Origin of the sequence: Bifidobacterium stellenboschense, assembly GCF_000741785.1 — a bacterium.
Taxonomy (GTDB): Bacteria; Actinomycetota; Actinomycetes; order Actinomycetales; family Bifidobacteriaceae; genus Bifidobacterium; species Bifidobacterium stellenboschense.
The window spans coordinates 10,665-35,210 of sequence record NZ_JGZP01000026.1; the positions used below are offsets into that span (position 1 = coordinate 10,665).

10 protein-coding genes are annotated in these 24,546 nt (G+C 69.1%); 7 read left to right on the forward strand and 3 right to left on the reverse strand.

Annotated features, from left to right (window positions below; all coding sequences use genetic code 11):
• Positions 1-167: 167 nt before the first annotated feature.
• From BSTEL_RS10380 to BSTEL_RS10390, 3 genes are all read right to left on the reverse strand, one after another.
• Positions 168-4,379 carry an ATP-dependent DNA helicase gene (locus BSTEL_RS10380; protein WP_034530179.1) on the reverse strand — a complete coding sequence of 1,404 codons (4,212 nt, stop codon included), beginning with the start codon at positions 4,377-4,379 and terminating at the stop codon, positions 168-170.
• A complete protein-coding gene (locus BSTEL_RS10385; protein ID WP_238567699.1) occupies positions 4,376-8,686 on the reverse strand; it encodes a PD-(D/E)XK nuclease family protein in 4,311 nt (1,436 codons plus the stop codon). Before BSTEL_RS10385 ends, BSTEL_RS10380 begins: the two co-directional genes overlap by 4 nt.
• A 199-nt stretch (positions 8,687-8,885) precedes the next feature.
• On the reverse strand, positions 8,886-9,947 hold the full coding sequence (locus BSTEL_RS10390) for a serine hydrolase (protein WP_156963288.1): 1,062 nt from the start codon (positions 9,945-9,947) through the stop codon (positions 8,886-8,888).
• 120 nt (positions 9,948-10,067) lie between these two features.
• Between BSTEL_RS10390 and BSTEL_RS10395 the strand changes: the two genes are divergently transcribed.
• The 7 genes from BSTEL_RS10395 to BSTEL_RS10425 form a co-directional block, all read left to right on the forward strand.
• Positions 10,068-11,468 carry a serine/threonine-protein kinase gene (locus BSTEL_RS10395; RefSeq protein ID WP_034530182.1) on the forward strand — a complete coding sequence of 467 codons (1,401 nt, stop codon included), beginning with the start codon at positions 10,068-10,070 and terminating at the stop codon, positions 11,466-11,468.
• 121 nt (positions 11,469-11,589) lie between these two features.
• Positions 11,590-17,559 (forward strand): Ig-like domain-containing protein, encoded by a 5,970-nt coding sequence (locus BSTEL_RS10400; protein ID WP_034530184.1) that lies wholly within the window; start codon positions 11,590-11,592, stop codon positions 17,557-17,559.
• A 398-nt stretch (positions 17,560-17,957) separates the two neighbouring features.
• Positions 17,958-19,274, forward strand: coding sequence for an AAA family ATPase (locus BSTEL_RS10405; protein WP_162179000.1), 1,317 nt, complete (start codon positions 17,958-17,960; stop codon positions 19,272-19,274).
• A gap of 37 nt (positions 19,275-19,311) precedes the next feature.
• Positions 19,312-20,625, forward strand: coding sequence for a DUF58 domain-containing protein (locus tag BSTEL_RS10410; RefSeq protein ID WP_084686278.1), 1,314 nt, complete (start codon positions 19,312-19,314; stop codon positions 20,623-20,625).
• Positions 20,622-23,261: a transglutaminase TgpA family protein gene (locus BSTEL_RS10415; RefSeq protein WP_084686279.1), complete on the forward strand. Its 2,640-nt coding sequence runs from the start codon at positions 20,622-20,624 to the stop codon at positions 23,259-23,261. The genes BSTEL_RS10410 and BSTEL_RS10415 overlap by 4 nt, the downstream gene beginning before the upstream one ends.
• Complete coding sequence (locus BSTEL_RS10420; protein WP_034530186.1) at positions 23,258-24,247, forward strand: PP2C family protein-serine/threonine phosphatase; 990 nt, start codon at positions 23,258-23,260, stop codon at positions 24,245-24,247. The genes BSTEL_RS10415 and BSTEL_RS10420 overlap by 4 nt, the downstream gene beginning before the upstream one ends.
• The coding region (locus tag BSTEL_RS10425) for a variant leucine-rich repeat-containing protein (protein WP_476574993.1) at positions 24,247-24,546 on the forward strand (300 nt) is incomplete at its 3' end. The genes BSTEL_RS10420 and BSTEL_RS10425, both read left to right, overlap by 1 nt.

The window sequence follows — 24,546 nt, forward strand, 5'->3', positions numbered from 1 at the left end:
AGCACGTGCGCCCGCCCACACATGCCTGCACGAGGGTAGCGGTCTCCCGCCGGCGAGACATTCACGGCGCGTTCCAGCCGCGGGACCCGCTGTCGCCGGGTGCCGTGCGTGGCGTCTGCGCGTCGCACGGCACCTTCCCGCGGTCGTGCCGCGGATCGGCGATGGGTCTAATCGTCGTCGGTGTGCTCGGGGATTCCGGAGCTCAACTCGGCAATGATCTCTTGTTCGGTTTTCTCTTCGGCGCGCAGCTCGCGGAGCTCCGTGTCGGGTTCACTCACATAGTAGAGAGCGGCGTCGATGCTGTCCAATGGCACGTTCTCCATCGCTGCGAGCAGAAGCCGGTACAGGTCGAGCTGCACGAGCTTGTCGGCCATGTCCTTGGGTTTGCGCGGCCGGCGGCCGGTCTTCCAGTCGATGACGGTGTACCGTTTCGTCGCGTCGTCCGGGTCGAGGCCGCCGAGGAACACGGCGTCGAGTTTGCCGTTGGCGATGATGCCGTCGAGTTCGGGCAGGGCGACGACGAGCTGCCGTTCCGCCCAGACCGGCGTGCGTCGCGCCCATGGTGATTCGGCGAGCCGCCGCTGCCAGGCGACGAGTTCCCGTTCGACGCGGGGGATCCGCCGCGGGGTGTTCCGGCCGTCGTCCTCCGCGCCGGGCTTGTCGGACGCATCGTTCCTGCCGGATGCGCCTGACCCTTCTGCCGCGATGGCGGCCTCCCGGCGTTCCAGATCGGCGAGCATCGCGTGACGGTCCATGATCGCGCCGGTTTCGGTATCGATGCCGGTTCCCGTGGAGCTCCCCGCTTCGATCCCGGTATCGATCGCCGCGTCGATGAAGTGTTCCGCCCATGCGTGGAACCGGGTGCCCGCGGAGGCGGCGGGCGAGGCGATGGACGGGATGGGGCGCACGATGCCGCGCCAGTAGCGTCGTTCCTCCCGCTCCCCCATGTCCGCCGCACGGGCCTGCAACCGGGTGACGCTCTGCCGCGATCCGGCGAGGATGCGCTGCGCCTGCGATTTGACCCGCTCGTCGAGGGATGCGTCGTCGAGCACGCCCGACATGAGGTCGTCGTCGGCGATGAGCAGGCGCGCCTTGTCGAGCAGCGTGCCGCGCGCCGGACCGTCCGGCGAAGGACCACCCGACGAGGACCCATCCGGCGAAGACCCGCCCGGCGTTTCGAAGGACTGCGCGCCATCATCCGTATTGTCCGTCAAGGTTCGCGCGTACATGGCCGCGCGGACGGCCCGCGCCGCCGCGAGCAGCGAGGAGGCGGTCACGCCGCCCAGCGCGGACGGCCATGGCAGGGCGCTCTCCGTCCGTTCCTCAAGCGGCGCCTCCCATGCCTCGTCGATGACGGCGTGCGCGTATCCGGCTGCGTGTTCGCCGGTGAAGAACCCGTCGGGTCGGGGCGCTCCCGTGTTCGCCGGCGTGCGTGGCGGTTCACCGGTACCATCCGAGCCATTGGATAGCACGGGAGCGCCATGAGCGGCCTCCGTCTCGGTCTCCCGGTCCGTTTCCCCGGTATCGGCACCAACACTGGCGGGGGTTGCCGCGAAGACCGTGCCGTCGTGCGCGTGCAGGGCGTCATGGACCTCCAGCCAGAAGTTGGAGGGTTTCGCCATGCGGGGCTTCTCCCCCAGTACCGAGGGGTCTCGTCCGGTCTCCCCGTTGCGGCTGTAGGTGAGCAGCGCGTCGCGACGTGCGCGGGTCAGGGCCACGTACATGAGCCGCCGCTCGTCGGCGTGCAGGCGGCGGCCGTATTCCTCCTCCTGGGTGAGGTACCAGCCATCCGGGTCGACGTCGTTCACGCCGTCGCCGACGGCGCGCAGCGATCCGTAGACCTCGTCGTCGATGAGTTCCACGTCGTCCAATGCCCGCAACGTGTCCAGAGGGTCCGCGTCGGTGGACGCGTCGTGCGGGAACCGCTGCAGGATGCCCGCGTCGGCGCGCACCGGCACGGGTACCGCGGTCGGGTCGTCAAGCCATGTGGAGGCGCGTTCATGGTATTCGGGGGCGGTCCAGACGCCGTTCTCGACGCCGCCCGGGTGCGCATCGTCGAGCGTGACGGCGAGATGGTCACCTTGGCTGCTGGGGAACGCGCCTTCGGCGAGTCCGACCACGGCGACCGCATCCCATTCGAGCCCCTTGGACTGGTGGACGGTCATCAGTTCCACGTCGACGTGCCGGTCGGAATCCAATGCGGCGGTCTCATCCTCGACGGTGCGCAACGCGTCCACCCATGCCATGAACCCGCGCAGCGTGGGCGTGGATTCGGCCGCGATCTCGCTGGTGTACGTGTCGACCAGATCGATGATCGTCTCCATGGGGATGCGGGCGACCGTCGGATCGGGAGCCGTCGCATGGTTGCGCATGGCTTGCGCGACGACGGTGTCGATGTCGAGGTCGAGCGCCTGCACGGCCGTGCGCACCACGTCGGGCAGGGGGCGTCCGACCATGCCGCGCACCATGTGCAGCATGCGCGAGGCGTGCATGATTTCACGCGCGGAGTCCGCATCGAAGCGTCCTCCGCGTTCGAGCATGCCGGGCAGATCGGGGTCCAGCAGCAGGTCGGGCAGGAACACGGCGTTGGCGACGCTGTCGCGATGCTCCCGGACGATGCCGGCGCGGTCGCGGCACGGCGCGTCGGCCGGCGCGAGGCCGGCGGCGACGAGCGCCTGATAGCGGACCTCCGTGTTGGCGGCGTCGGCGAGCGCGGCGAACGCGGCGAGCGTCGCCGCGTCGAGCCCGAAGCGTGGCGTGGCGAGCAGGCGCATGAGCGAACCGGAGTCGGTGTGGTCGGAGGCGACGTGCAGCAGGGCGAGCACGTCGCGGATTTCGGGCCGATCGAGCAGCGCGGAGTAGCCGACGACGAGCGTGCTCAATCCGGCCTGTTCCAGGGCCTGCTGGTAGGCGGCCATGTGTTTCTTCGACCGGAACAGCACCGCGGTGGTGGGGGGCTTGTCCGGCTCGCCATGGTCGTTGACGGCGAGGGCGTGCCGGCAGAACCGTACGACGCCGTCGATCTCCTGGCCGAGCGTGTCGTAGCCGAGCACGCCGATCGTGCCCGTGGAGGCGTCGGGCAGGGTGTCGAGGGGCGCGACGTCGACTTCGCGCATCGTCGAGCTGCCGGCGCGTCGGGGCGTCTCGCGCAGCGGCAGGGTCAGGTCGTTGGCGGCCTCCAATACGAGCCTCGAGTTGCGGCGGGTGACGCTCAGCTCGTAGGGGCGGCTGTTCTCCTGCATGCCGAAGTCCTGTTGGAACAGGCGGAACGCGCCCGGGCTGGCGCCGCGCCATGCGTAGATCGACTGGAACGGGTCGCCGACGGCGTTGACGGCCGTGCCGCCGTCATGGAACAGGGTGGCGAGCAGGGCCGCCTGCGTGGTGGACGTGTCCTGGTACTCGTCGAGCAGCACGTGGCTGAACCGTTGCCGGTACCGTTCGCCGATGGAGGGGAACCGGGTGACCAGCTGGTAGGCGGCGATGGTGAAATCGCCGAACTCGGCCAAATTGAGCCGTCGTTTCTCCCGCGTGTACGCCTCGACGAGGTCGAGGAGCGTGTCGCGCTGTTCGGCGGTGTCGGCGAGTTCGGCGCAGTGGAACACGCAGGCGGCGTGCAGCCGCTCGTGGTATTCGTCGAGTTTCGCCGTCCATGCGGCGTCGCTGTCCTTCTTGAGCCGACGTGGCTTGGTGAGTTTCGGAGGCTCTTCGGGTATCGGCTCGGAGCCGATGGCGTCGCGCACCTGTGCGGCGAACGCGCCGTCCCATGCGCGTACGCGTTCGATGGCGGCGTCCATGTCGGCCACGCCATGGCCGATCATCGCGCTGCCGATCGCCCCGGAGAGCGCGAGTACCTTGCCGGCGAGCGTGTTGAACGCGCCGAGGTCGTGCCCTCTGAGACGGTCCATGTTCCGGTCGATCACGTTCGCGGCGAGCTGGAGCGCGCCCGCCTCGCTCAACGGCTGCGTGTTCTGGTCGAAGCCGACGAGCAGACCGTACTGGCGCACGATGGATTGGAAGAACGCGTCGTACGTGTAGACGACGGGTTTGAGGAACATGCGGTCGCCGGCGGCGCGGATCGCCTCCGCCTGCTCGGCGGTACCCTCGGCGCCGGAGCCGTTGGGGGCGTTCCCGTCCGCATCGTCCGCCGATACGGCCGCGGACACGCGCGACAGCAGTTCGCCGGCGGCCTTGCGCGTGAACGTGAGGCCGAGGATCCGTTCGGGGGCGACTCCCCGGCGGATGAGTTCGATGATGCGGCGCGTCATCGTATAGGTCTTGCCCGATCCGGCGCCGGCGACGACGAGCACGTCGTCCGTCGCGGGCGCGTTGATGACGGCCGCCTGCTCCGGGCTGTCGGTGAATTTCGGTGTGCTGCTCATGCCTGCCTCGTTTCGTAGACGGTGTCGACCTGGCCGGCGCAGGCCGGGCATACGGTGCGCATGCGGCAGTATGCCAGATGCTGTGCGGTGGGTCGGGCGGTCAGGTGCGCGGATATGCTCGCGGACGCCGCGTAGAACACGCGGGCGATCATGGAGAGCGCCCACAGCGTCTGTGTGCCTTGCAGGGCGGCGAACCGCTCCCACGCGCGCGGGTCGACGCCCTGCGGCGCTTCGGCGGGGATGGCGGGGACGTCCATGAGCTTCGACGGGTCTCGGTAGTGGAACCGCTGCGTGAACGGCTCCGCGTTCAGCGAGCCGCCGGTGAACAGGGGCGGCTGGAACAGTCCTTCGGGGGCGAAGCTCTGCGCCGGCGTCTCATGGGCTTCGACGTGGAACAGCGCGCTCTGCGCGACGGCCGGCACGTCGAGGGGCCGGCGGCCGGCATGCCGTCCGCCGCCGTCGCTTGTCTCCGGGAAGGCGAGTCCGAGCTGGTAGCACACGAGCTGCAGGTCGTTGAACCGTTGCTTGGTGGACGGCACCTGGCCGGTCTTGTAGTCGATGAGCCGCACGGCGCGGCTCCCGTCCGCCATGATGCGCGTCTCCTTGCGGTCGATGCGCCCGGTGAGCCTGATGGTCAGGTCCTCGCGCATGCCTTCGGGCCAGCCGCCGACGAGCACGCCCATCATCGCCATGAGGTCATGGCGGCTCACCGGCTCAACGCCGGGTACCGCATGGTAGGCGGCGAGGATGTCGTCGAGTCCGAACCGTGCGGCGAACTCCTCCTCGCAGGAGACCCGTTCGAGGGAGCCCACGTCGAACTTGCCGCCGTTCGCTCCCAGATAGCCCGACATTCCCGACCGCACGAAGTATGCGGCGAGGTTGGCGAGCGTGGCCTGCGCCTGCTCGTCCTTGCGGATCGCCGCGTATCGGGCCGCCGGATCGTCGATGTCGGCCGGGTCGGGTTTCAGCCCGTCGTAGATCGCGACGAGCCGTCCGGCCACGGCCTCCAGACGCTCCTCCTGCGTGGCGTCGGCCATGAATCCGGGAAGATCCAGTCCCTCCTCGCTGCCCTGTTGGGCGACCGCGTGGATGAGCGTGCCGAATCCCGTCGCCGCACTGCCGGGGCGGGGGCCGGCGAACCGGTTCTCCAACAGCCAGCACACCGGGCACTCCCAGAGCCGGTCCACCGCCGACGGGGACAACGACACGACGGTCGTGCCGGCCTCCGTCTCCGGCGCATCGGGCGTATCCGCTTCGGCCGCCGCATCCGGCGTGGCCGTCATGTCCGGAATCCCATGTCCGCTCCGTTCGGCCGTGTGCAGGTACGCCCACTCGTCCGGGTCGGCGGCGGTGACGCCGTGCCCGGCGAGCAGGGCGAGCGCGGCCGCCGCGTCCCGCGCCTGCGGCGTATCCGCCGGATGGCGCGCGAGGATGATGCGTGCGGCGGCCACGAGCCCGCGCGGATCGCAGTCCAGTCCGGCGAGCGTCTCCGATTCCATATCCGTCGGGGAGTCCTCCCCCGTCGGAGCCTCCATGCCGCTCCTCCCCACTTCGGAGAACGACGGCTTGTCGGTACGGCCGAAACATTCTGGCAGATACCCGTAGAGGAAATCGGAGGGGGTCAGGTCGTCGCTGCTCACGGCGCTGACCGTCACCGTGCAGTCCTTCGGCGTCGGGCCCGCGGCACGCGTGAGCGCGTACAGGAAGCTTTTCTTCTCCCCGGCGAGTACTTCGCCCAATCGGGTGCCCTGTGCGGGGGCGGCGGCCCATGCCGCGTGGGCCTCGGGGCCGCGCAGGATGATGTCCGCGAGATCCTCGCCGCCGAACATGGTGTTGCGTTCGGCGAGGTTGGGCCACACGTCCTGCTGCACGGCCGGCATCCACACGTGCCGCCAGTGGCGTCCGGCCGCGCCGGCCGGCGTGGTGAGGGTGACGGCCTGCTCCACCGGCTTCACGCGGGCGAGCGAATCCGCTTCAATCTGCATGGACCGCACCTGCGCGATGAACGCGGCGATGTCATGCCCGGCGGTGCCGCCCTCCGCGTATTGGAACAGTCTCATGGCGACGTCCAGACGGTCGTTGGCCGCACGTCCTTCGGGCGTGTTGTCGAGCGCGCGGCGCTGCCACGCCCTCGCCACGCCGACGGCATCCCATGCGGCGGCGAGCGCGAACTGCGGCTCATCGGATTCCAGCCGTTCCAAGGCGGCGGCGACCTTGCCCACGAGCGTCCACAGGCGGATGAACGCACGGGCCCGCGGGTCGGCGCCCAGCACCTGGTTGATCACGGCGAGCACACGCATCGCGGGGGCGCGCGGATCGTCCACGGCGAGCATCACGTATTGCGGTCCCATACCGAACGCCGGCGCGTCGCCGGCCTTGGAATCTTCCGAGGCGTCGGAGCCCGGCTCCGCGACCGCATCCTCCCGGTTCCCGAGCAGGGAGTCGTCGACCCGGACGTCGTCGTTCCCCGGCCATGCGGCGAGGAGCGCGCGCCATGACGCCACCAGTCCGCCCAACGCGCCTTCGGCGTCGTCGCCGGTCTCCATGCCACTTCCGGCGGGTGTGCCGTCTCCGGCAGCGGCGGCGTTCGCCGCCGGACCTTCGTCGTCATGATCCGCATCCACGACGATCCGGGCGAGGGATTCCAGCGATCGCATCGCCGCCTCGATCGGCTCCATGCGACCCGGAGCGCCCTCGCCGGGCGTGGAGCCGATGGTGATCAGCGGGCTCGTCATCAGCGCGACGACGCGGGCGCGCACATAGGCGGCGAGCGAACGCGGGTCCGGCCCCGCCCCCGCAAGCCCTCGGCCGCGCAGACGCGCCAGTTCGATCAGGGCGAACAGGCCCCGCACGAACGGCTCCTCCTTGAGAGGACGGGTGACGGATGAATAGCGCACGGGAACGCCGTCCCTGCGCAGTCGTTCGCCGAACAGGCGCACGGTGCCGTTGTCGTGCGCGATGACGGCCATGTCGTTCCATGAGGCGAGCCCGTCGAGATGCTCGTGTTTGATGCGCCACACCACATCGTCGAGCTCCTCCCTGGGACTGCGGTACAGCGCGCAGCGCAGCGACCCGTCCGCCGGCAGCGGCGACGCACCGTCGAGCCGGCGGATCGGCCACGCCCCCTCGTGCCGGGGCAGCTTCCATGGGCGTTCGGGCAACGGGACGGGATCCTCCAACGGCGAGGGGATCGACAGGGACACTCTCGCCGCGACGACGTCACGGTACGAGGGCACCGCCGCGCCATCCCCCTCGCGATCCGCCGCTTCCATGCGCAGGACGGCCGTCCTTGCGGCGATGGGGCCGTCCACGGCACGGGCGAACAGATACTCCGGGTAGGAGCCGCGGAAGGTCTGCACCGCCTCGTCGGGGTCACCGACGAGCACGAGACGCGCGCCCCGCCCCGCGGCCGCCTCCAGGAACCGCATGGCGGCGAGGGTGACGTCCTGGAAGTCGTCGACGACCAGCAGCTCGGGAACCTGCCCGCCGCCGCGATGCAGCACGTCCGCGGCCTCCACCAGCAGGCGGGAGGAGTCGAGACGGTATTCGCCCGGATACGCGGCCGCGACGGCGGCGACGTATTCGCGGCGCAACGCGAACGCCAGACGCCATTGCACGCGCAGCCGCTCGACGCGCGTATCCCTGCCCTCGCCCGCCGACGCCTCCAAGGCGAGGAGCAGCTCCTCCTCCCTGCCGGCCGAAGCCCCCACCTCGTCCATGCGCGCGAGCATGTCGCGCAGCTGGCCGACGAACTCCGCCGACACGCCCCGTTCGAGCAACGCCGCGGTGGGGACGCCGCCGGACCGCGACGCATCCTCCTCGCCCGAGGGGAACGCCCCCATGGACGACGCCCAGTCCTCGGTCGCGAAATAGTCGCGCAGCAGCATGCACACCCCGCACACGTCGCCGGACTCGGCATGTCCGACGTGACCGGCGAGCACCCCCCGCAGCAGCGCGTCCTGTTCGGCGCCGTTGAGCAGCCTCGGGGCGGGGCTTCCCGAGGCGAAGCGGTCGTCGGCGATGACGCGGAACGCCAGCGCGGCGAGCGTGGTGACCGGACGCACCTGCGCGGACGCGCCGATGCGGCGGATGACCTCGTCGCCGAGCTTGTCGGCGACGACGCGGTTCGCCACGGCCATCACCGCCCGGGCGTCGCCGAACGCGTCGAAGCCGCGCAGCAACGCGTCATGGGCGAACCCGGTCTTGCCGCTCTGCGGCGCGCCGGCGACCAGCAGCGCGCGCCCGTCGCCCTCGCCGCCGCGAATCAGCTTGTCCAACGCCTCGTAGGCATCCATGTATCCAGTCATGGCTCCAGCCTAAACCGTACCGGAAAAACCGGTAGATATATACCGGAAATTGCGCTCACCTCGCGTGTTCCAACGGTTTTCGCCGCATCGGCGCGGCACCCCCGCCAGATCCATCCGGCGCGGCACCCCCCACCAAACCCATCCACCGAACCCAATCCACCGAACCCATCCGTCAAACCCATCCGACAAGCCGTCCCCGCTATTGCAACGTCTGCCACACCAGGGCGGACAGATCCCGGATCGACGCCTGCGCGGCCGCCGAGGAGACGTCCGAGGTCATCACGACGAGCACGTAGTCGCCCTGCGCGGCCGTGCTGTCCATGCCGGCGGAGGTGTCGGAACCGGCGAACACGATGGCGGCGTCGTTCTCCACCCCGGTGTTCTCGCCGGTCTTGTTGGCGACGGTCACGCCGGCCGGCACGCCCGCCGGGATCTTGGAACGTCTGGTCTGCCCGAGCAGCAGGTCGAGCATGCGGCGGCTGGCGTCCTTGCTCACCAGTCCGCCCCAGTAGACGGCGGCCATGAACCGTCCGGCGTCGTCGACCGTGGTGGTCTTATGGCTTTGGTCCACGTCGACCACGCCCAGCGCCTGGTCGATGTGCGACTCCTTGAACCCGTAGCGTGCGGCGATCTCGTTGACCTGCGCGAACCCCGCGTTCATATCGCCGCCGCCGAGCGTGGAGATCAGCGAGTTCGTCGCCTCGTTGGAGCTCACGGTGATCATCTGCGTGAGCAGCTGGTCGATCGAGGAGTCCTCGGCGAGCGCGCCGTCGGCGATGCGCTGGAACACGGCGAGCATCACGTACAGTTTGATGACCGACGCCGCGTATCCGACATGCGAATCGATGGATGTGCTCGCGCCGCTCGCCAGATCCTCCACGTACACCTGCCACGTGCCCTGGTATCCGGCGATCCTGCCGCGGATCGACTCGCCCAACGCGTCCATGTCACGTTGTCTGGCGATGTTCGCGCTCGGTGTCGGAGCGGACGAACGCGACAACGCGCCGTGCGACGGACCCGCCGCGGACCCGTCCGCCGTGGCGGCGTCCGTCGACGCGGCGGCGTGCGAGACGCCGCCCGCCGTCGACGCGCGCCACGGCAGCCATCCCATCCGCGCCGACACCGCGACGCCGGCCCCCGCCACGATCAGAGCCGCCGCCACGACGACCGCCACGACGCGCGCCGCGACGACCGCCACGACGGGTCGTCCGCGATGAGCCGCCGCACGGTTCCCGTGACGCCCATACCGTTTCCCTGTCATGCCTCCAGTATGCCGCCGCCCCGGAACGACGTACGTCGTCATCGACCGTCGCACGTACGATTACCGTAGGGAACATCCGGTTCAGGGAAGAAAGAACGACCTCAAGGGAAAGAGGGAATCATGCCGGTATCGATCATGACACCGCCGAGACTGCCCGGGTACACGTTCGTGCAGACGCTCGGCTCGGGCTCGACGGCGAGCGTCTACCTGTACCAGCAGCGCACCCCGAACCGCGTCGTGGCGGTGAAGGTGTCGAAGGAGTCGCTCGACCCGCGCGCCGCCGCGCAGTTCACGCAGGAGGCCAACACGATGGCCCAGCTGTCGAGCCACCCGTACATCATGCAGATCTACGGTGCCGGCGTGACGTCGGCGGGCCAGGGCTACATCGTGTTCGAATACGCGCCGAACGGCACATATAAGGAGATCACGCAACGCCGTCCACTCACCTGCGACGAGATGCTCGATCTGGGGATCAAGCTGTCGAGCGCCCTGTTCACCGCGCATCGGGCGGGAGTCATCCACCACGACATCAAGACCAGCAACGTACTCGTCAACGCGCAGGGGCTGCCGATCCTCGCCGATTTCGGCATTTCGACGAACATCTACGACAAGACGTTCACCGGCTATTCGCTGCCGTGGGCGCCGCCCGAGGTGCTCAACGGCCATCCGGGCGCCGAGGCCGCGGACATCTACTCGCTGGCCGCAACGCTGTATGCGACGCTGACCGGCCGCTCGCCGTTCGAATCCGGATACCGCCCGCGCACGCCCGGCCAGCTGAAGGAGCTCATCCTCACCAAGCCACTGCCGCCGATCAACCGTCCGGACGTGCCGCAGGACGTGGAGCGCGTGCTGCGCAAGGCGATGGCGAAGGACCCGGACGACCGGTACTATTCGGCGCTCCAGTTCGCGCGGGAGCTGCAGCGCGTCCAGCAGGAGCATTTCGGCCACATGACGGCGGTGGTCACCGAAGGCCAGCCGCCGTACCCGACGCAGCGGCGCATGGCCACGCAGAACGCCATGCCGGGCGCGGCCGGAGCGAGGGGACGCGGCTGGGTGAAGCCGGTCGCCATCGGCGCCGGCATCGTCGCGGCGATCGCGGCGGTGGCGCTCGTGTTCGCGTTCGTCGTCGCGCCGCGGCTCGACTCGGGTTCCACCGGCGACCGCACGTCGATCGGGGACACGGCCACGCGGCAGGACCGTTCCGGCGTGGATTCCGCTCCGGGCGACGCCGACGGCGGCGACGTGCCCTCGCCGACGAACCTGTACGGCGAATACAACGACGACGGCACGGTGACGTTCACCTGGGACAACCCCGATCCGAAGAAGGGCGACACGTACGCGTGGCAGCCGGCGGAGGGCTCGGATTCGGGGACCGGATCGGCCGCGTCAATCGTGAAGGAGCGGACGGTCACGGTGGACGCGGCACAGGGCGCCACGCAGACCTGCATCGAGGTGTCGATCGTGCGCGCGGACCGGCAGATGTCGGCGCAGCCCACGACCGCCTGCGCGGTGAAACGCTGATTTTCCGCGCGACACGCCGTGTCCCGGCAAACGGTACTCCTATACCGCAGGCCGGTGGGCGCGGCTACATTGGAGGTACGGAAGGCCCCGACCGGGGGCGAGGAAACGACGGGAGCGACGCATGGCGAAGCAATCTTCCCAGGCATACGAGCGGTCACGCAGGACCGGGGCGCTGCTGCGCCGTCTGGTGCCGTCCGGCAACCGCAGGTGGATCACGCCGGTCGTCACCCTGCTGCTGATCCTCGGCGTGGTCGCGGGCGCGATCATCATCAGTTCGGTGACGCAGCGCCACGTGCAGCTCGACGACGGCTCCGTATGGGTCACCTCGCTGAAGGACCGCAAGGCGGCCCGGTTCAACGTGAAGCTCAAGCAGGCGGACGCGGGCGTCTCCTCGGCGGCGCAGCGGTTCGACGTCTCCCAGCATGACTCGGACACCGTGCTCGACGAGGCAGGCAAGGCGTCGTCGATCAAAGCGTCCACGGTCGGCGTGGACGCCTCCACCGAGACGAAGGGGAACACCACGTCGATGATCGGCGGCGGCACCATCGCGTTCCTCAACACGAAGACGGGCGACGTATGGGCCGGAACATCGGATGACGTCGAATCCGTGTCACCGGCGAACGGCGAACCGCAGATGAAGCTGGGCGCGGGCGGCAAGGCCGTGGTCGATTCGGACGGCGTAGTATGGGGCTACCGTCCGTCGGACGGCATGGTGTTCAGACTGGACAGCCCGCAGGGCCATTCCGCCTCGCAGACCAAGTCGGTCACCGGCGGCGCGCAGACGAACGCCTCCTCGTTCACCGTGATTGACGGCGTGCCGGTCATCACCGCCGGCGGGCAGGCGATCTTCGAAGGCGGCAAGGCCACGCTGGACGTGACGGGGCCGGCGACCCTGCAGCTGCCGTCGGTGGACGGCGCGCAATCCGGATGGGTCGCGGTCTCCGGGCGCAACGGCATGGACCTCATCGACCTCACCTCATCGAAACCCAAGCCGGTGGCGCTCCGCTCCGGCGGCAAGGGCGAGCCAGCGAGGCCCGTCTCCTCCGGCGGATGCGTGTTCGCCGCGTGGAGTCAGAAGGCCAACAACTACGTGTCCGCATGCTCTGCGGACGACGGCAAGGCCGCGTTCCGGTCGCTCAAGGAGGTGAACGCCACCTCCGAACTGGTGTTCCGCACGAACCACCGCCAGGTGGTGCTCAACGACGTGGTCAACGGCAACGTGTGGAATCCGCGCGAATCCACGGACGTGATCAAGATCCAGTGGAACACGATCCAGACCGAACAGTCCGAGAAGCAGCAGCAGAACGACGAGACGGCGAACAACCAGCGCAAGTTCGACAAGACCTGCTCGCAGCAGTCCGGCGAGATCAAGGCCGAGGACGACGCGTTCGGCGCGCGCGCCGGCGGCGAGCAGATCCTCGACGTGCTGCGCAACGACCAGCAGACCGACTGCTCGGTGCTGGAGATCACGCATGTGAACGCGCCCGCGGGCGCCACGATCACGGTCTCCCCCGTCTATGACGGCCGTTACCTCCAGCTCGACGCCACGAAGGCGAAGGCCGGCTCGGTGAGCTTCAGCTACGAGATCTCCGACGGGCACGGCCAGACATCCTCGGCCACCGTGGATCTGACGCTGACCGGCTCGGGCGACTCAGCCCCCTCGCAGACCGACGTGCCGCCGGAGCTGGCCGTCGAGCAGGGCGCCACGTACACGTTCAACGCGCTGGGCAGCTTCACCGACCCGGACGGCGACCCGATGACGCTCGTCTCCGCCACGCCGCAGAACTCCGATCAGGTGACGGTCTCCACCCGCGCGGACGGCCAGCTCACGTTCAACACCGGTTCGATGACCTCCGGACGCGTCGGCGTCGAGCTCACCGTCTCCGACGGCGAGCAGACCGGCACCGGCATGGTGTACTTCTCGGTGAAACCGGCGAACACGCTGTCCGCCGACATCGACCCGGTGGTCAAATCCACGTTGCCCGCCACCGACACCTCCATCGACCTCAAACCCTATGTCCACGCGACCAGCGCCCAACCGGCGCAGCTGTCCGCGGCGGACACGCCGAACGGGGCCACGGTGACGGTGAACGCCGCCGACATGACGCTCCAGTTCAAGGCGAACGACCCGGGCACCTACTACGTGCCGTACACGATCACGCAGGGCTCCGTGCCGGTCACCGGCCTGGCGCGCGTCGAGGTGCGGCCGGTGGCCGGCGAGGCCGCGAAGCCGGTGGCCGCGAACGACGTGGCGCTGCTCGGCGCAGAGAACACGGCCATCGTCGAACCGTTGGCGAACGACATCGACCCGATGGGCGGCGTGCTGTCCGTCACCTCCGTCACGACCGACCCCTCGTCCGGCATCAAGACGGGTCTCGTCAGCCACAAACGCGTGTATCTGACGGCGCGTCAGGTGCCCACCAAGCCGGTGGAGGTCACCTACACGGTGGCGAACGCGGCCGGCACGTCGACCGGCACGATCGTGCTGCAGCCGCCGGCGCTGTCGACCGGCAACTCGGTGCCGAAGGCGTCGAACGTGAACACGCAGGTGCGTACCGGCGGCATCGTCTCGGTCGACGTGCTCGACCATGTGAGCTATCCGGACGGCACGACGGTCACGCTGCAGAACGACCTGCAGACCGACAAGGCCACGTTCAAGGGGCTTGCGTTCGTCTCCGGCGACACGGTCCGTTATCAGGCGTCCGACGAGACCGGCGTGTTCCCCGTCACCTACACGGTGAAGGACAATCTCGGCAATTCCGCCTCCGGCACGATCACCATCACCGTGCATCAGCGCAACGAGGAGAACAAGCCGGCACCCACGCCGCACGACACGGAGGCGCAGGTGGCCGCCGGCCAGAAGGTGCGCATCCCGATCACGCTCACCGGCATCGACGTGGACGGCGACGACGACCAGCTGCTCGGCCTGGGCAACAAGGCGCCGCAGCTGGGCCGCATCACCGAGGTGGGCGCGAACTATCTCATCTACGAGGCGTACGCCGACTCCTCCGGCACCGACACCTTCTCCTACGCGGTGGAGGATTGGACCGGCCAGCGCGCCCAGGCGCAGATCCGCGTCGGCGTGTTCCAGGGAGCCTCGGATTCGGGCGTGTACGCGCGCGACGACGAGATCACGCTGCGTCCGAACACGGCGGCCACCGTGCCGGTCGCCCAGAACGACATCTCCGGCGACAACACCGATCTGACCGTCGAGAAGAAACTCGACTCGACGGGCATACAGGGCGCGAAGGTGAACGCCAACATGATCGACTTCACCACGCCCTCGCAGGCGGGGACGAGCTACATCGTCTACACGGTGAAGGACAAGGCGGGCCTGACGGACACGGCCACGCTGACCGTCAACGTCGACCCGAACGCCCCGATCGAACCGCCGGACGCCTACGACTACCGCGTGCCCTCGGCCGCGACCATCGACAAGAAGAGCGTGGACGTGGACGTGAGCCAGTGGATCGCGAACCCGTCCGGCACCGCGTCCGACCTCAAGGTGGACGTGCACGAGTCGGCGCGCGACCATGCGCGCGTCAAGGGCGGCGACAAGTCGACCGTCATCACCGTGGATCTGACGAAGGAGGCGCGCGCCGTCCCCTACACGGTGACCAACACGAAGTACAACGTCACCTCCACCGCGTTCATCCAGGTGCCCGCGTACGGCGTGTTCCCGCCGACGCTGCGACCGAAGGCGCCCGAACTCAAGGTGAACTCGCGCGAGACCATCCAGATCAACATCGCCGACTACGTGCGCGTGGGCGCCGGCAAGGAGCCGTACGTCGACGGCGCCGACTCGGTGAGCGCCACGAAGGCGGCCGACGGGAACCTGTACGTGAACGACAAGACGCTCAAGTTCACCGCCCCCAAGGACTACTCGGGCCCCGCCTCCATCACGTTCACCGCCGTGGACGGCAAGAAGGGCTCCGACAAGACGAAGATCATCAACTCGGCGGTGCTCACCCTGCCGATCACCGTGATCGGACGCGACGTGCCACCTCCCACGTTCTCCTCGTCCACGATCGACGTGGTGGCCGGCGAAGACACGAAGACCATCGACCTGAAGGCGCTCACGCACGCGCCGAGCGGCGCCTACGACGACGAGAAGCAGTACACGTACTCGGGCGGCTCGAACACCGGCAAGGTGAGCGCGACCGTCTCGAACGGCGGGCAGCTGCAGGTGAAGGCCGACAAGGACGCCTCCCCCGGCACGACGGTCAGTGTGCCCGTGCAGATCAAATACGGCAAGGGCACGGTCGACGCCGGCGTGACCGTGCGCGTCGTCTCCTCGACGCGACCGCTGGCACGCGTGGCCGACAAGACGCTCAAGCTCAGGGCAGGCGAAAGCCAGAGCGTGAACGTGCTCGACGACGCGTACAACCCGTTCCCCTCGGATCCGCTCACCGTGGTCCAATGCGCGGCGGACGACGCCTCCAAGCTCACCGTCCAGTGCGGCGCCTCGGGTTCCATCGGCATCACCGCGGCCGCGGACATCGGCGGCAGCACGAACCGCGTGCTCGTCACCGTGCAGGACGGCACGAAGACGGCCGAGCGCAAGGTCACGGGCACGATCACCGTGTCCGTGATCGACAAGCCGGACGCGCCGCTGCTCTCCCCCGTCGACGCGAAGCCGCAGGACGGCGCGGTCGATCTGGCATGGACGCCCGGTTCGGCGAACGGCAGCCCGATCACCGACTACGAGGTGCGTTGGGGCGACGACGGCGACAAGGCGTCGTCGAAGTCGTGCGGCGCGGTGACGACCTGCAAGATTACCGGGCTCACGAACGGCAAATCGTACACGTTCCGCGTGCGCGCGAAGAACGAGGTCGGCTGGTCGAAGGACTCCAACACGGCGACCGGCACGCCGGACAAGGTGCCGCCGGCACCGTCCTCGGTAACGGTGGAAGGCTCCAGGAACAAGGTGACCGTCTCGTGGTCGATGCCCGACTATGAGGGGTCCCCCGTCGACTACTACACCGTCACCTTGAGCAACGGCAAGAAGGACACCGCGAAGGGCTCCAAGACGATAGGCTTCGACATCGCCGACGCCGACATCTCGGACGGTACCGCCCTGACCGCCACGGTGGTACCTCACAACAAGGTGGGCGACGGCGCCGGCGCCACGTCGAAAAACGCGGCCAAGCCGTACGGCACGCCGGACAGGCCGTCCGTCTCCGCCTCCCAGGAGCCGAACAGCAACAAGGTGACGGTGACCGGCAAGCTCGGCAACATGCGCAACAACGACTGCTCCGCCGTGGGATTCGCGCTCGGCTCCGACTATGCGGAGACCGGATTATGCGGCGACACGTCGCACACGTTCACCATCGACGACTCCGACTTCGGCACCACCCTGACGCCCCGATACGGCTTCACCACGACGCACGGCGACAAGGTGTACGGGGAGGGCGGTGCCATCACACCGACCTACAAGCCCGCGGCGCCGCAGAACCTCGCCGTCAAGGCGAGCGACGGCCGCTGCGTGGTCACGTGGAGCGACGGCGACGGCAAGAACGGCGGATTCGACTACACGGACGGCAACGGCGCGACCGGATCCACGTCGGGCACGTCGTTCTCCTACGATCCCGGCGCCTGGCGTGCCTGCGGCTCGGTGAGCGTCCGCAAGACGTTCCGCGGAGCCGCCAGCGACAACGCCACCGCGGCCAGCCAGGACATGCCGAACAAGCCGAAGGCACGCCTGAACAACTACGCCTTCCGGTGGGACGACCATGACACGCTCCGCATCACCAACGGCGGCATGGAGACCTACGGGCAGGGCGCCACGGCCGTGCTCACGCTGACCGACGAGAACGGCAACACCCAGCAGGTGGCTTCCTGGGCGATCGGCCAACAGCCGACGGCCATCTCCTTCAAGGACGTCACGACCACCCTCGAAGGCGACATGACCTGGCGCATCACCCTCAAGGACGGTCCGTCGGAACTTGTCGACGGCGTCGAATCGCACGGCGACGTATCCAACTCGCGTCCGATGGCCGAAGGCGATTCGAAGTCGCTGGCCGGCCAACTGTCCGAAAGCGGCATCAAGGCCCAACCGTGGATAAGGGGGTTGGCGTATTACGCACAGTAGATCCCATCCCGGGCCGGATGCCGCCGGGCACGTCCCCTAGGCCGACGCGGCCGGCCGACCGCATACGAGCGATCATCCGGCCCGCGGCACATACCCGCGGCACCAACGGCACACACCCGCCGTACCCACCACAGCAACGCACACGACCATCAACGTCCGAGGCGGCATGAACGCCCCGCACCCCGCAAGGAGCAACCATGAGCGAGAACACCCACGAGCCGATCGACGACTCGACCCAACTGTCCGACGGCACGCACGCCCACCCGCCGATCAAGCCGAGCCTGCCGGGTCGGCCGAAACCGTCCATCCCGGCCAAGAAGCCCTCCGCCACGAAGGGCGGCAAGACGCCGACGGACACCACCGACATGGATTCGACGCGTCTCGGCACCCGCTACGACATGGACGCCACGCGCCTCGGCTCCCAGCTGGACATGGATTCGACGCGTCTCGGCTCCGCCAAGACGGCGCACACGCCGGCCAACGCGGCCTACTCACGCACGCCGCATGCGGACGCGTCGGCGCCGGGGGGAACGCCGACGGCGCCGTACACGCCGCTGCCGGACGGAACGCAGTCGGCGCCGGTGCCGGCGCGGAACACGCAGCAGGCGCCGGCCGCCTCCACGTACGCCACCTGGCAGCCGCAGCAGCCCACACAGCCTCAGCCCACGCAGCAGCAGCCCGCGCAGCCGCTGCCCGTCCAGCCCCAGGCGCCGGCGCAATCCGCGCCGCAGGTGATCGACACGGGCATGATGCCCGTCGCCTCGCCCGACGTCGAGCATTTCCGCGACATGTTCAACCTGCTCACCGAGAACATCGCGAAGGCCGTGGTGGGCAAGGCCCGTCCGATCCGTCAGGTGCTCACCGCGCTCATGGTCGGCGGCCACGTGCTGCTCGAAGACAATCCGGGCACCGGCAAGACGCAGCTGGCGCGAGCGCTGGCGAACTCGGTCGCGACGAGCTTCAAGCGCATCCAGTTCACCCCCGACCTGCTGCCCTCCGACGTGGTGGGCGTCACCTTCTACGACCAGAAGACCGGCGACTTCACGTTCCGCGAGGGCCCGATCTTCGCGTCCATCGTGCTCGCCGACGAGATCAACCGTGCCTCGCCGAAGACCCAGTCCGCGCTGCTGGAGGTCATGGAGGAACAGAAGGTCACCGTGGACGGCGTCACGCATGACGTGCCCCAGCCGTTCATCGTGATCGCCACGCAGAACCCGATCGAACAGCTCGGCACGTACAAGCTGCCCGAAGCGCAGATGGACCGTTTCCTGCTCAAGACGTCGATCGGCTATCCGGGCCACGACGTGTCCGTCGACATCCTGCGCCAGCTCGACGTCACCGACCGCGCCGCCACCGTCGACCCGGTGCTGACCGGCGACGACGTGATCGCCCTGCGCCGCACCGCGCAGTCCATCCACATCGACGACGCGATCACCGAGTACATCGTCCGTCTCGTCGAGCGCACCCGCCACGACGACAGCATCATGGTCGGCTCCTCGATGCGAGGCGCCCTCGCGCTCACGCGATGCGCCCGCATCTGGGCCGCCGCCGACGGCCGCGGCTACGTCGTGCCCGACGATGTGAAGGATCTCGCCGTGCCGGTGCTCGCCCACCGTCTGAGCCTGACCGCGGAAGCCACGTTCGCCGGGGAGACGCCGGAGACCGTCATCGCGCGCATCCTCGAGGACGTGCCCGCGCCCGTCCTCGGACGCTGACCCGCAGGACCGCATCAACCGATCGAAGGACGACATCATGTTCCGTTCCAGACGTACCGCGACGGCGCAGCCGGCGGGAGCGCCGGCCGGCCGGACCGTCGGCTCCACGGCTCCGTCCGGCGTGCCGACGGCGGCCGAGCTCGCGCGCCGTTCGCGCCGGCGCCGGGTCTCGCGCGCCGTCAGGCGGGTCCTGCACCGGATCCGCCGCCTGTTCACGTCCTACATCTCCCCGTTGGGGTGGGCGGTGGCGGTCTCCGGCATCGCCGCGCTCGCCGCGTTCCTCCCGCTCGGATGGCATGAGCTGCTCGCCTACGGCGTGGTCGCCATGACGATGACGCTCGCCGCCGTGATCATGTCGCTCGGCAACACCTCGTTCAAGGCGACGATCGGATTGCCGCGCCGTCGCGTCACCGTCGGCGACACGGTGGCGGTGCGCGTCGACATCGCCAATCCGGGCCGCACGCCCACCGCGAACGCGCGCGGCGACCTGCCGATCGGCGAGATGCACGAACGGTTCTCCATCCCCATGCTCGCCCCCGGCCAGTCGAAGCAGACCGACGTGGAGTTCCGCACGCTTTCGCGCGCCGTGCTCTCCATCGGCCCGCTGCGCATCCGCAAGGGCGACCCGTTCGGTCTCGTCCGCCACGAGAAGCGTCTCGCCGACAAGCTCGACCTGTTCATCCACCCGGCGACCGTGCCGTTGAAGACCCTCAACGCCGGTCTCGCCCGCGACCTCGAAGGCCAGCCGAGCGGCGACATCGTCGACGACGACCTCGACTTCTACGGTCTACGCGAATACGAGCCGGGCGACGACGTGCGCAACGTGCACTGGCTGAGCACCGCGAAGACCGGCACGCTGATGATCCGCCAGTACGAGGCGACGCGCCGCACGGACACGGCGCTCACCGTGTCCGTCAATCCGGAGGAGTATGCGAGCGCCGGTGAATTCGAGCTCGCCGTGTCCATCCACGCCTCGATCGGCGTGCGTTGCCTCATGCAGGACAGGCCGTTGTCGACGCACGCCGGCGACGCGCATGCGACGCCGCGGCATGCGATGGACTTCCTCGACGCGTGCAGCATGATCACGCCCGACCACGATGACAATCCGAATCTCGTCGAAGGCACGCTCACGCACGACCCGGACGCCTCGTTCTATTTCCTTACCGTCGGGTCGCTGCGCGAGCTCGACTCGATCAAACGCATGGCGCTCGCCTTGCCGAAGTCCGCGTCCACGCTTGTCCTGCAGGCCAGCGAGGGCGCTCCCCGTGCGATCCGCCGCTTCCCCGACTTCACGCTCGCCACGGTGGGCGAGCTCGATGACCTGCCGCTCATCATGGGGGTGCTCGCATGACCTTCCAACAGTTCCCTCTCGACCCGTCCCGCGTCTCCCCGGCCGAAGCCTCGGCCGCGGCCGCGGCGATCGGCGACCAGACCGGCACGGGCACCCGCACGAACACGACGACCGGCTCGTGGGCGGATTCCACCCATTCGGTGATCTGGATGACGCGCGGCGGGCATCGACCGTCGGCGCTGATCACCCGTGCGGCGTGGATCCGTCATCTGACCGGTCTCGCCGTGGTCGCGCTGCTCACGCTGCTCGCCGTGTCGAATCTCGTCGACGTGTACGGCGACGCGGCCGTATGGGCCGTGGCCGCGGTGCCGGCCACGCTGCTCGGCTGTCTCATCGCCCTGGCGGGCGTGAAGCAGCCGTTGCGCCTGTGGTGGCAGATCGTGTTCCTCGCGCTCGCCCAGTTCATCGTCGGCCCGGTCGTCGCGTTGAACGACACGGCCATCGGCCATGTGGTCCCGTCGATCGCCACCCTGTCCCAAGGATGGCAGGACACGTTCGGCTCGTTCAAATACCTGATCTCGATCACGCCTCCCGTGGGCGCGGGGTCCGGCGCGCTGATGGCCGTCTGGACACTCTCCCTGTGGACCGCATTCCTCGCAGGCCTGTTCGCCGTGGCCGACGACGGCCGGCTCTCCACGATCGGCGCGCTGCCCGTGTTCGCCGCATTCGCGGCCGCCGCCCTGCTCGGCACGTCCACCGGCTGGTGGCGCTACGTGGCGGGTCTTGCGGCGGCGCTCGTCCTCGTCGTCTGGCTGGCCGCGCGATGGGGTCTGCTGGAGATCGGCAGGTGGCTGAGCTCCCTCGTCATCGTCGTGCTCGCCGCAGGTCTCGCCGTGGGCGCGTGCCTCGCCATGCCGCAGAATCGTCTGATCCTGCGCGACGAGTACGAGCCGCCGTTGAGCCCATACGACTACACGAGCCCGTTGTCCGGCCTGCGCTCCTACATCAAGGACCACAAGGACGACACGGTGCTCACCGCGCGCAACCTGCCCGAAGGCACGCCGGTGCGTCTCGCCGTCATGGACCGGTTCGACGGCAACGTGTGGAACCTGTCCGACTCCTCGGCGGCCGCCGACTCGTCGAACTACCGCCGCGTGGGCACGGCGATCGCCAACGACACGAAAGGCGACCAGTTCACCGCCACGTTCACCGTGGGCGAGGGGCTCGCCGACCGCTGGCTGCCGTTGTCCGGCGCGGCCACCAAGGTCACGTTCGACGATGCGGGCAAGACCTCCGCCACGACCTCCGGCAAGAGCTCCGGCACGAGCGGGACGGCCACCGAGGACAGCGACGGGGCCGACGCCTTCTACTACAACACGGACACCGATTCGGCGATCTACCCGTCGGGCACGTCGAAGGGCCTGACCTACACGGAGACCGGCGTCATCCAGCGCACGCCGTCCGACAAGCAGATCGACGCCGCCAAAGCCGCGACGATCACCCAACCCGAAGTGACCGACTCGCCCGATTCGGCGGGCAAGCTCGCCACCGCGCTGGCCGGCGGCGAGGCGAAGGGCGGCGCCGCGGCCCGCAAGATCGCCGACGAGCTCAAAGACTCCGGCTGGTTCTCGCACGGCCTGTCCGGCGACTACCCGTCGCTGCCCGGCCACGGCAACTACCGCATCGAGAAGCTGCTCGGCGGCAAGGAGATGGTGGGCGATTCCGAACAGTACGCCTCCGCCATGGCGCTCATGGCCCGCGACCTCGGCCTGCCCAGCCGCGTGGTACTCGGCTTCATCCCGAAGAACAAGGACGGCGCGATCAGCGCGGCCCGCACCGAGAAACGCGGCAAGCAGACCGTCACCGAGTTCAAAGGCAACGACATCGAGGCATGGGTGGAGATCAAGCTCGACGGCTACGGATGGGTGGCGTTCTATCCGACGCCCAAGGAGACGAAGATCCCAGACAAGAACCAGAACCTCACGCCGCCGAACCCGCAGACGCTGGTCCGACAGCCTCCGGTCCCGCTGCAGGATCCGCTGCGCGACGAGCAGCAGGCGCGCGGCCAGTCGGCGCTCGCCGGCGAGGACGCGGACGCGTCCGGCGCGAACCTGTTCTGGGCGCGGGTCGGGCGCATCGCCCGTCGCGTCGCGATCTACGGCAGCCCCGTATGGACGGTTCTGATCGTGTGCGGTCTCATCCTGCTCGTCAAGGCGATCCAACTGTCCCGCGCACGACGGCGCGGCAGTCCGCGCGTGCGCGTCGCCGCCGGATGGCGGGCGTTGACCGCATTGGCACGCCAGAGCGGCGTCGACGCGCACGGCACCCGCCGCGAGGAGGGACATGCGATGGCCGAACAGCTGGCGGTCGACGCCACGAACCTCACGCGCCTGTCGCGGGACGCCGACTATGCAGCGTTCTCCGGGCAGCAGATCGGCGACGAACAGGCACGCCGCTACTGGTCGGGCGTGGATGCGACGCGCAAGGCCATGCTCGCCTCGATGCCGCGTCTGCGCCGCTGGCGCACCCGTCTTTCCCTCGCCGGAGTGTTCACACGCCGGAGGAAAGACGAACACGGGACATCCGCAACAGGTATAGTGGCGAGTATGCGTGTCCGGTTCGCCGGTCGCGGGACGACGAAGAAGGCGACGGCCGGCAAGGCCCCCGGCGCACGAACGGAGGGGAAGCGTTCATGAACATCGGACACCTCACGGCGGGACTCGCCACCGATGTGGGGCTCAAGCGCAGGAACAACCAGGATCTGGGCTACGCCGATCACGGCGTGTACGTGGTGTGCGACGGCATGGGCGGCGGCATGGGCGGCGAACGGGCCAGCGCCCGCGCCATCGACCATCTGCGCGCCCTCACCGCGCTGCCGGTGCGCAACCGCGCCGACATCGAAACCGTGCTCGCCGACGCGCAGACCGACGTGCTCGCGCTCGGACAGGAGCTCGGCGGCGTGGCCGGCACCACCGTGACCGGCCTCATCCTCGTCCACGGCGACGCCCCCGACACCGACGACGATGACTCCCCCACCGTGCTGTCCGGCATCGGCGGCGCATCGGGCGACAAGACCGCCGCCGCCGACCTGACCGAGACCGCCGAGGACGAGACGCTGCTCGTGCCGTTCAACACGGAGAACCTCGCCTACGTGGTCAACATCGGCGACTCGCGCACCTACCACATGGACGCGCTGGAGGACGGCAGCGGATGGGACGCCTCGACGCTCACCCGCATCACCCGCGACCATTCGCAACGGCAGGAGGCCATCGACTCCGGCGAACTGCTGCCCGACGTGGCCGCCTCGCTCATCCCCCGCAACGTCATCACCCAATGCATCGGCGACCCGGACGGCATCGACCCGGACCTGTTCCTCACCGATGCGACCGGCCGCTTCATCATCTGCTCCGACGGACTGCACGCGGAGGTCTCCGGCGACGACGAGATCGCCGCGATCGCCGCACGGTACGACGACCCGCAGCAGGCGGCCGACGCGCTCCTCCAGGCGTCGCTCGCCGCCGGCGGCCGCGACAACGTGACCGTCATCGTCGCGGACATGCCCGTGCTCGCGCCGAAACGGCACGCATGGGCGGTGACTAAACTCGGTGACGAGGAGGATATCGGCAACATCGCCGATCAGACTTTGCAAACCTTACGAACCATAACACCAAGGAGGCCATGATGGTCGATTACGATGCCGCGGTCGCGGCGGTCCAGGACCAGAACGCTGATCCGATCTTCCTCGCGAAGATCGCCTACGAGAACCCGGAGTTCGGCGCGAACGTCGCGGTGAACCCGCGCGCCTACCCAGGCCTGCTGCGCTGGCTCGCCGAATTCGGCGACGAGCGCGCCCGCGAGACCGTGGCCCAGATGGGATACACGGCGAACGGCACCCCGGCCGGAGCAACCAGCCCGCCGCCCAGGCCGAGCCGGCCGCGGCCCAGGCCGACCCGTACGCACAGCAGGCGCAGGCCGACCCGT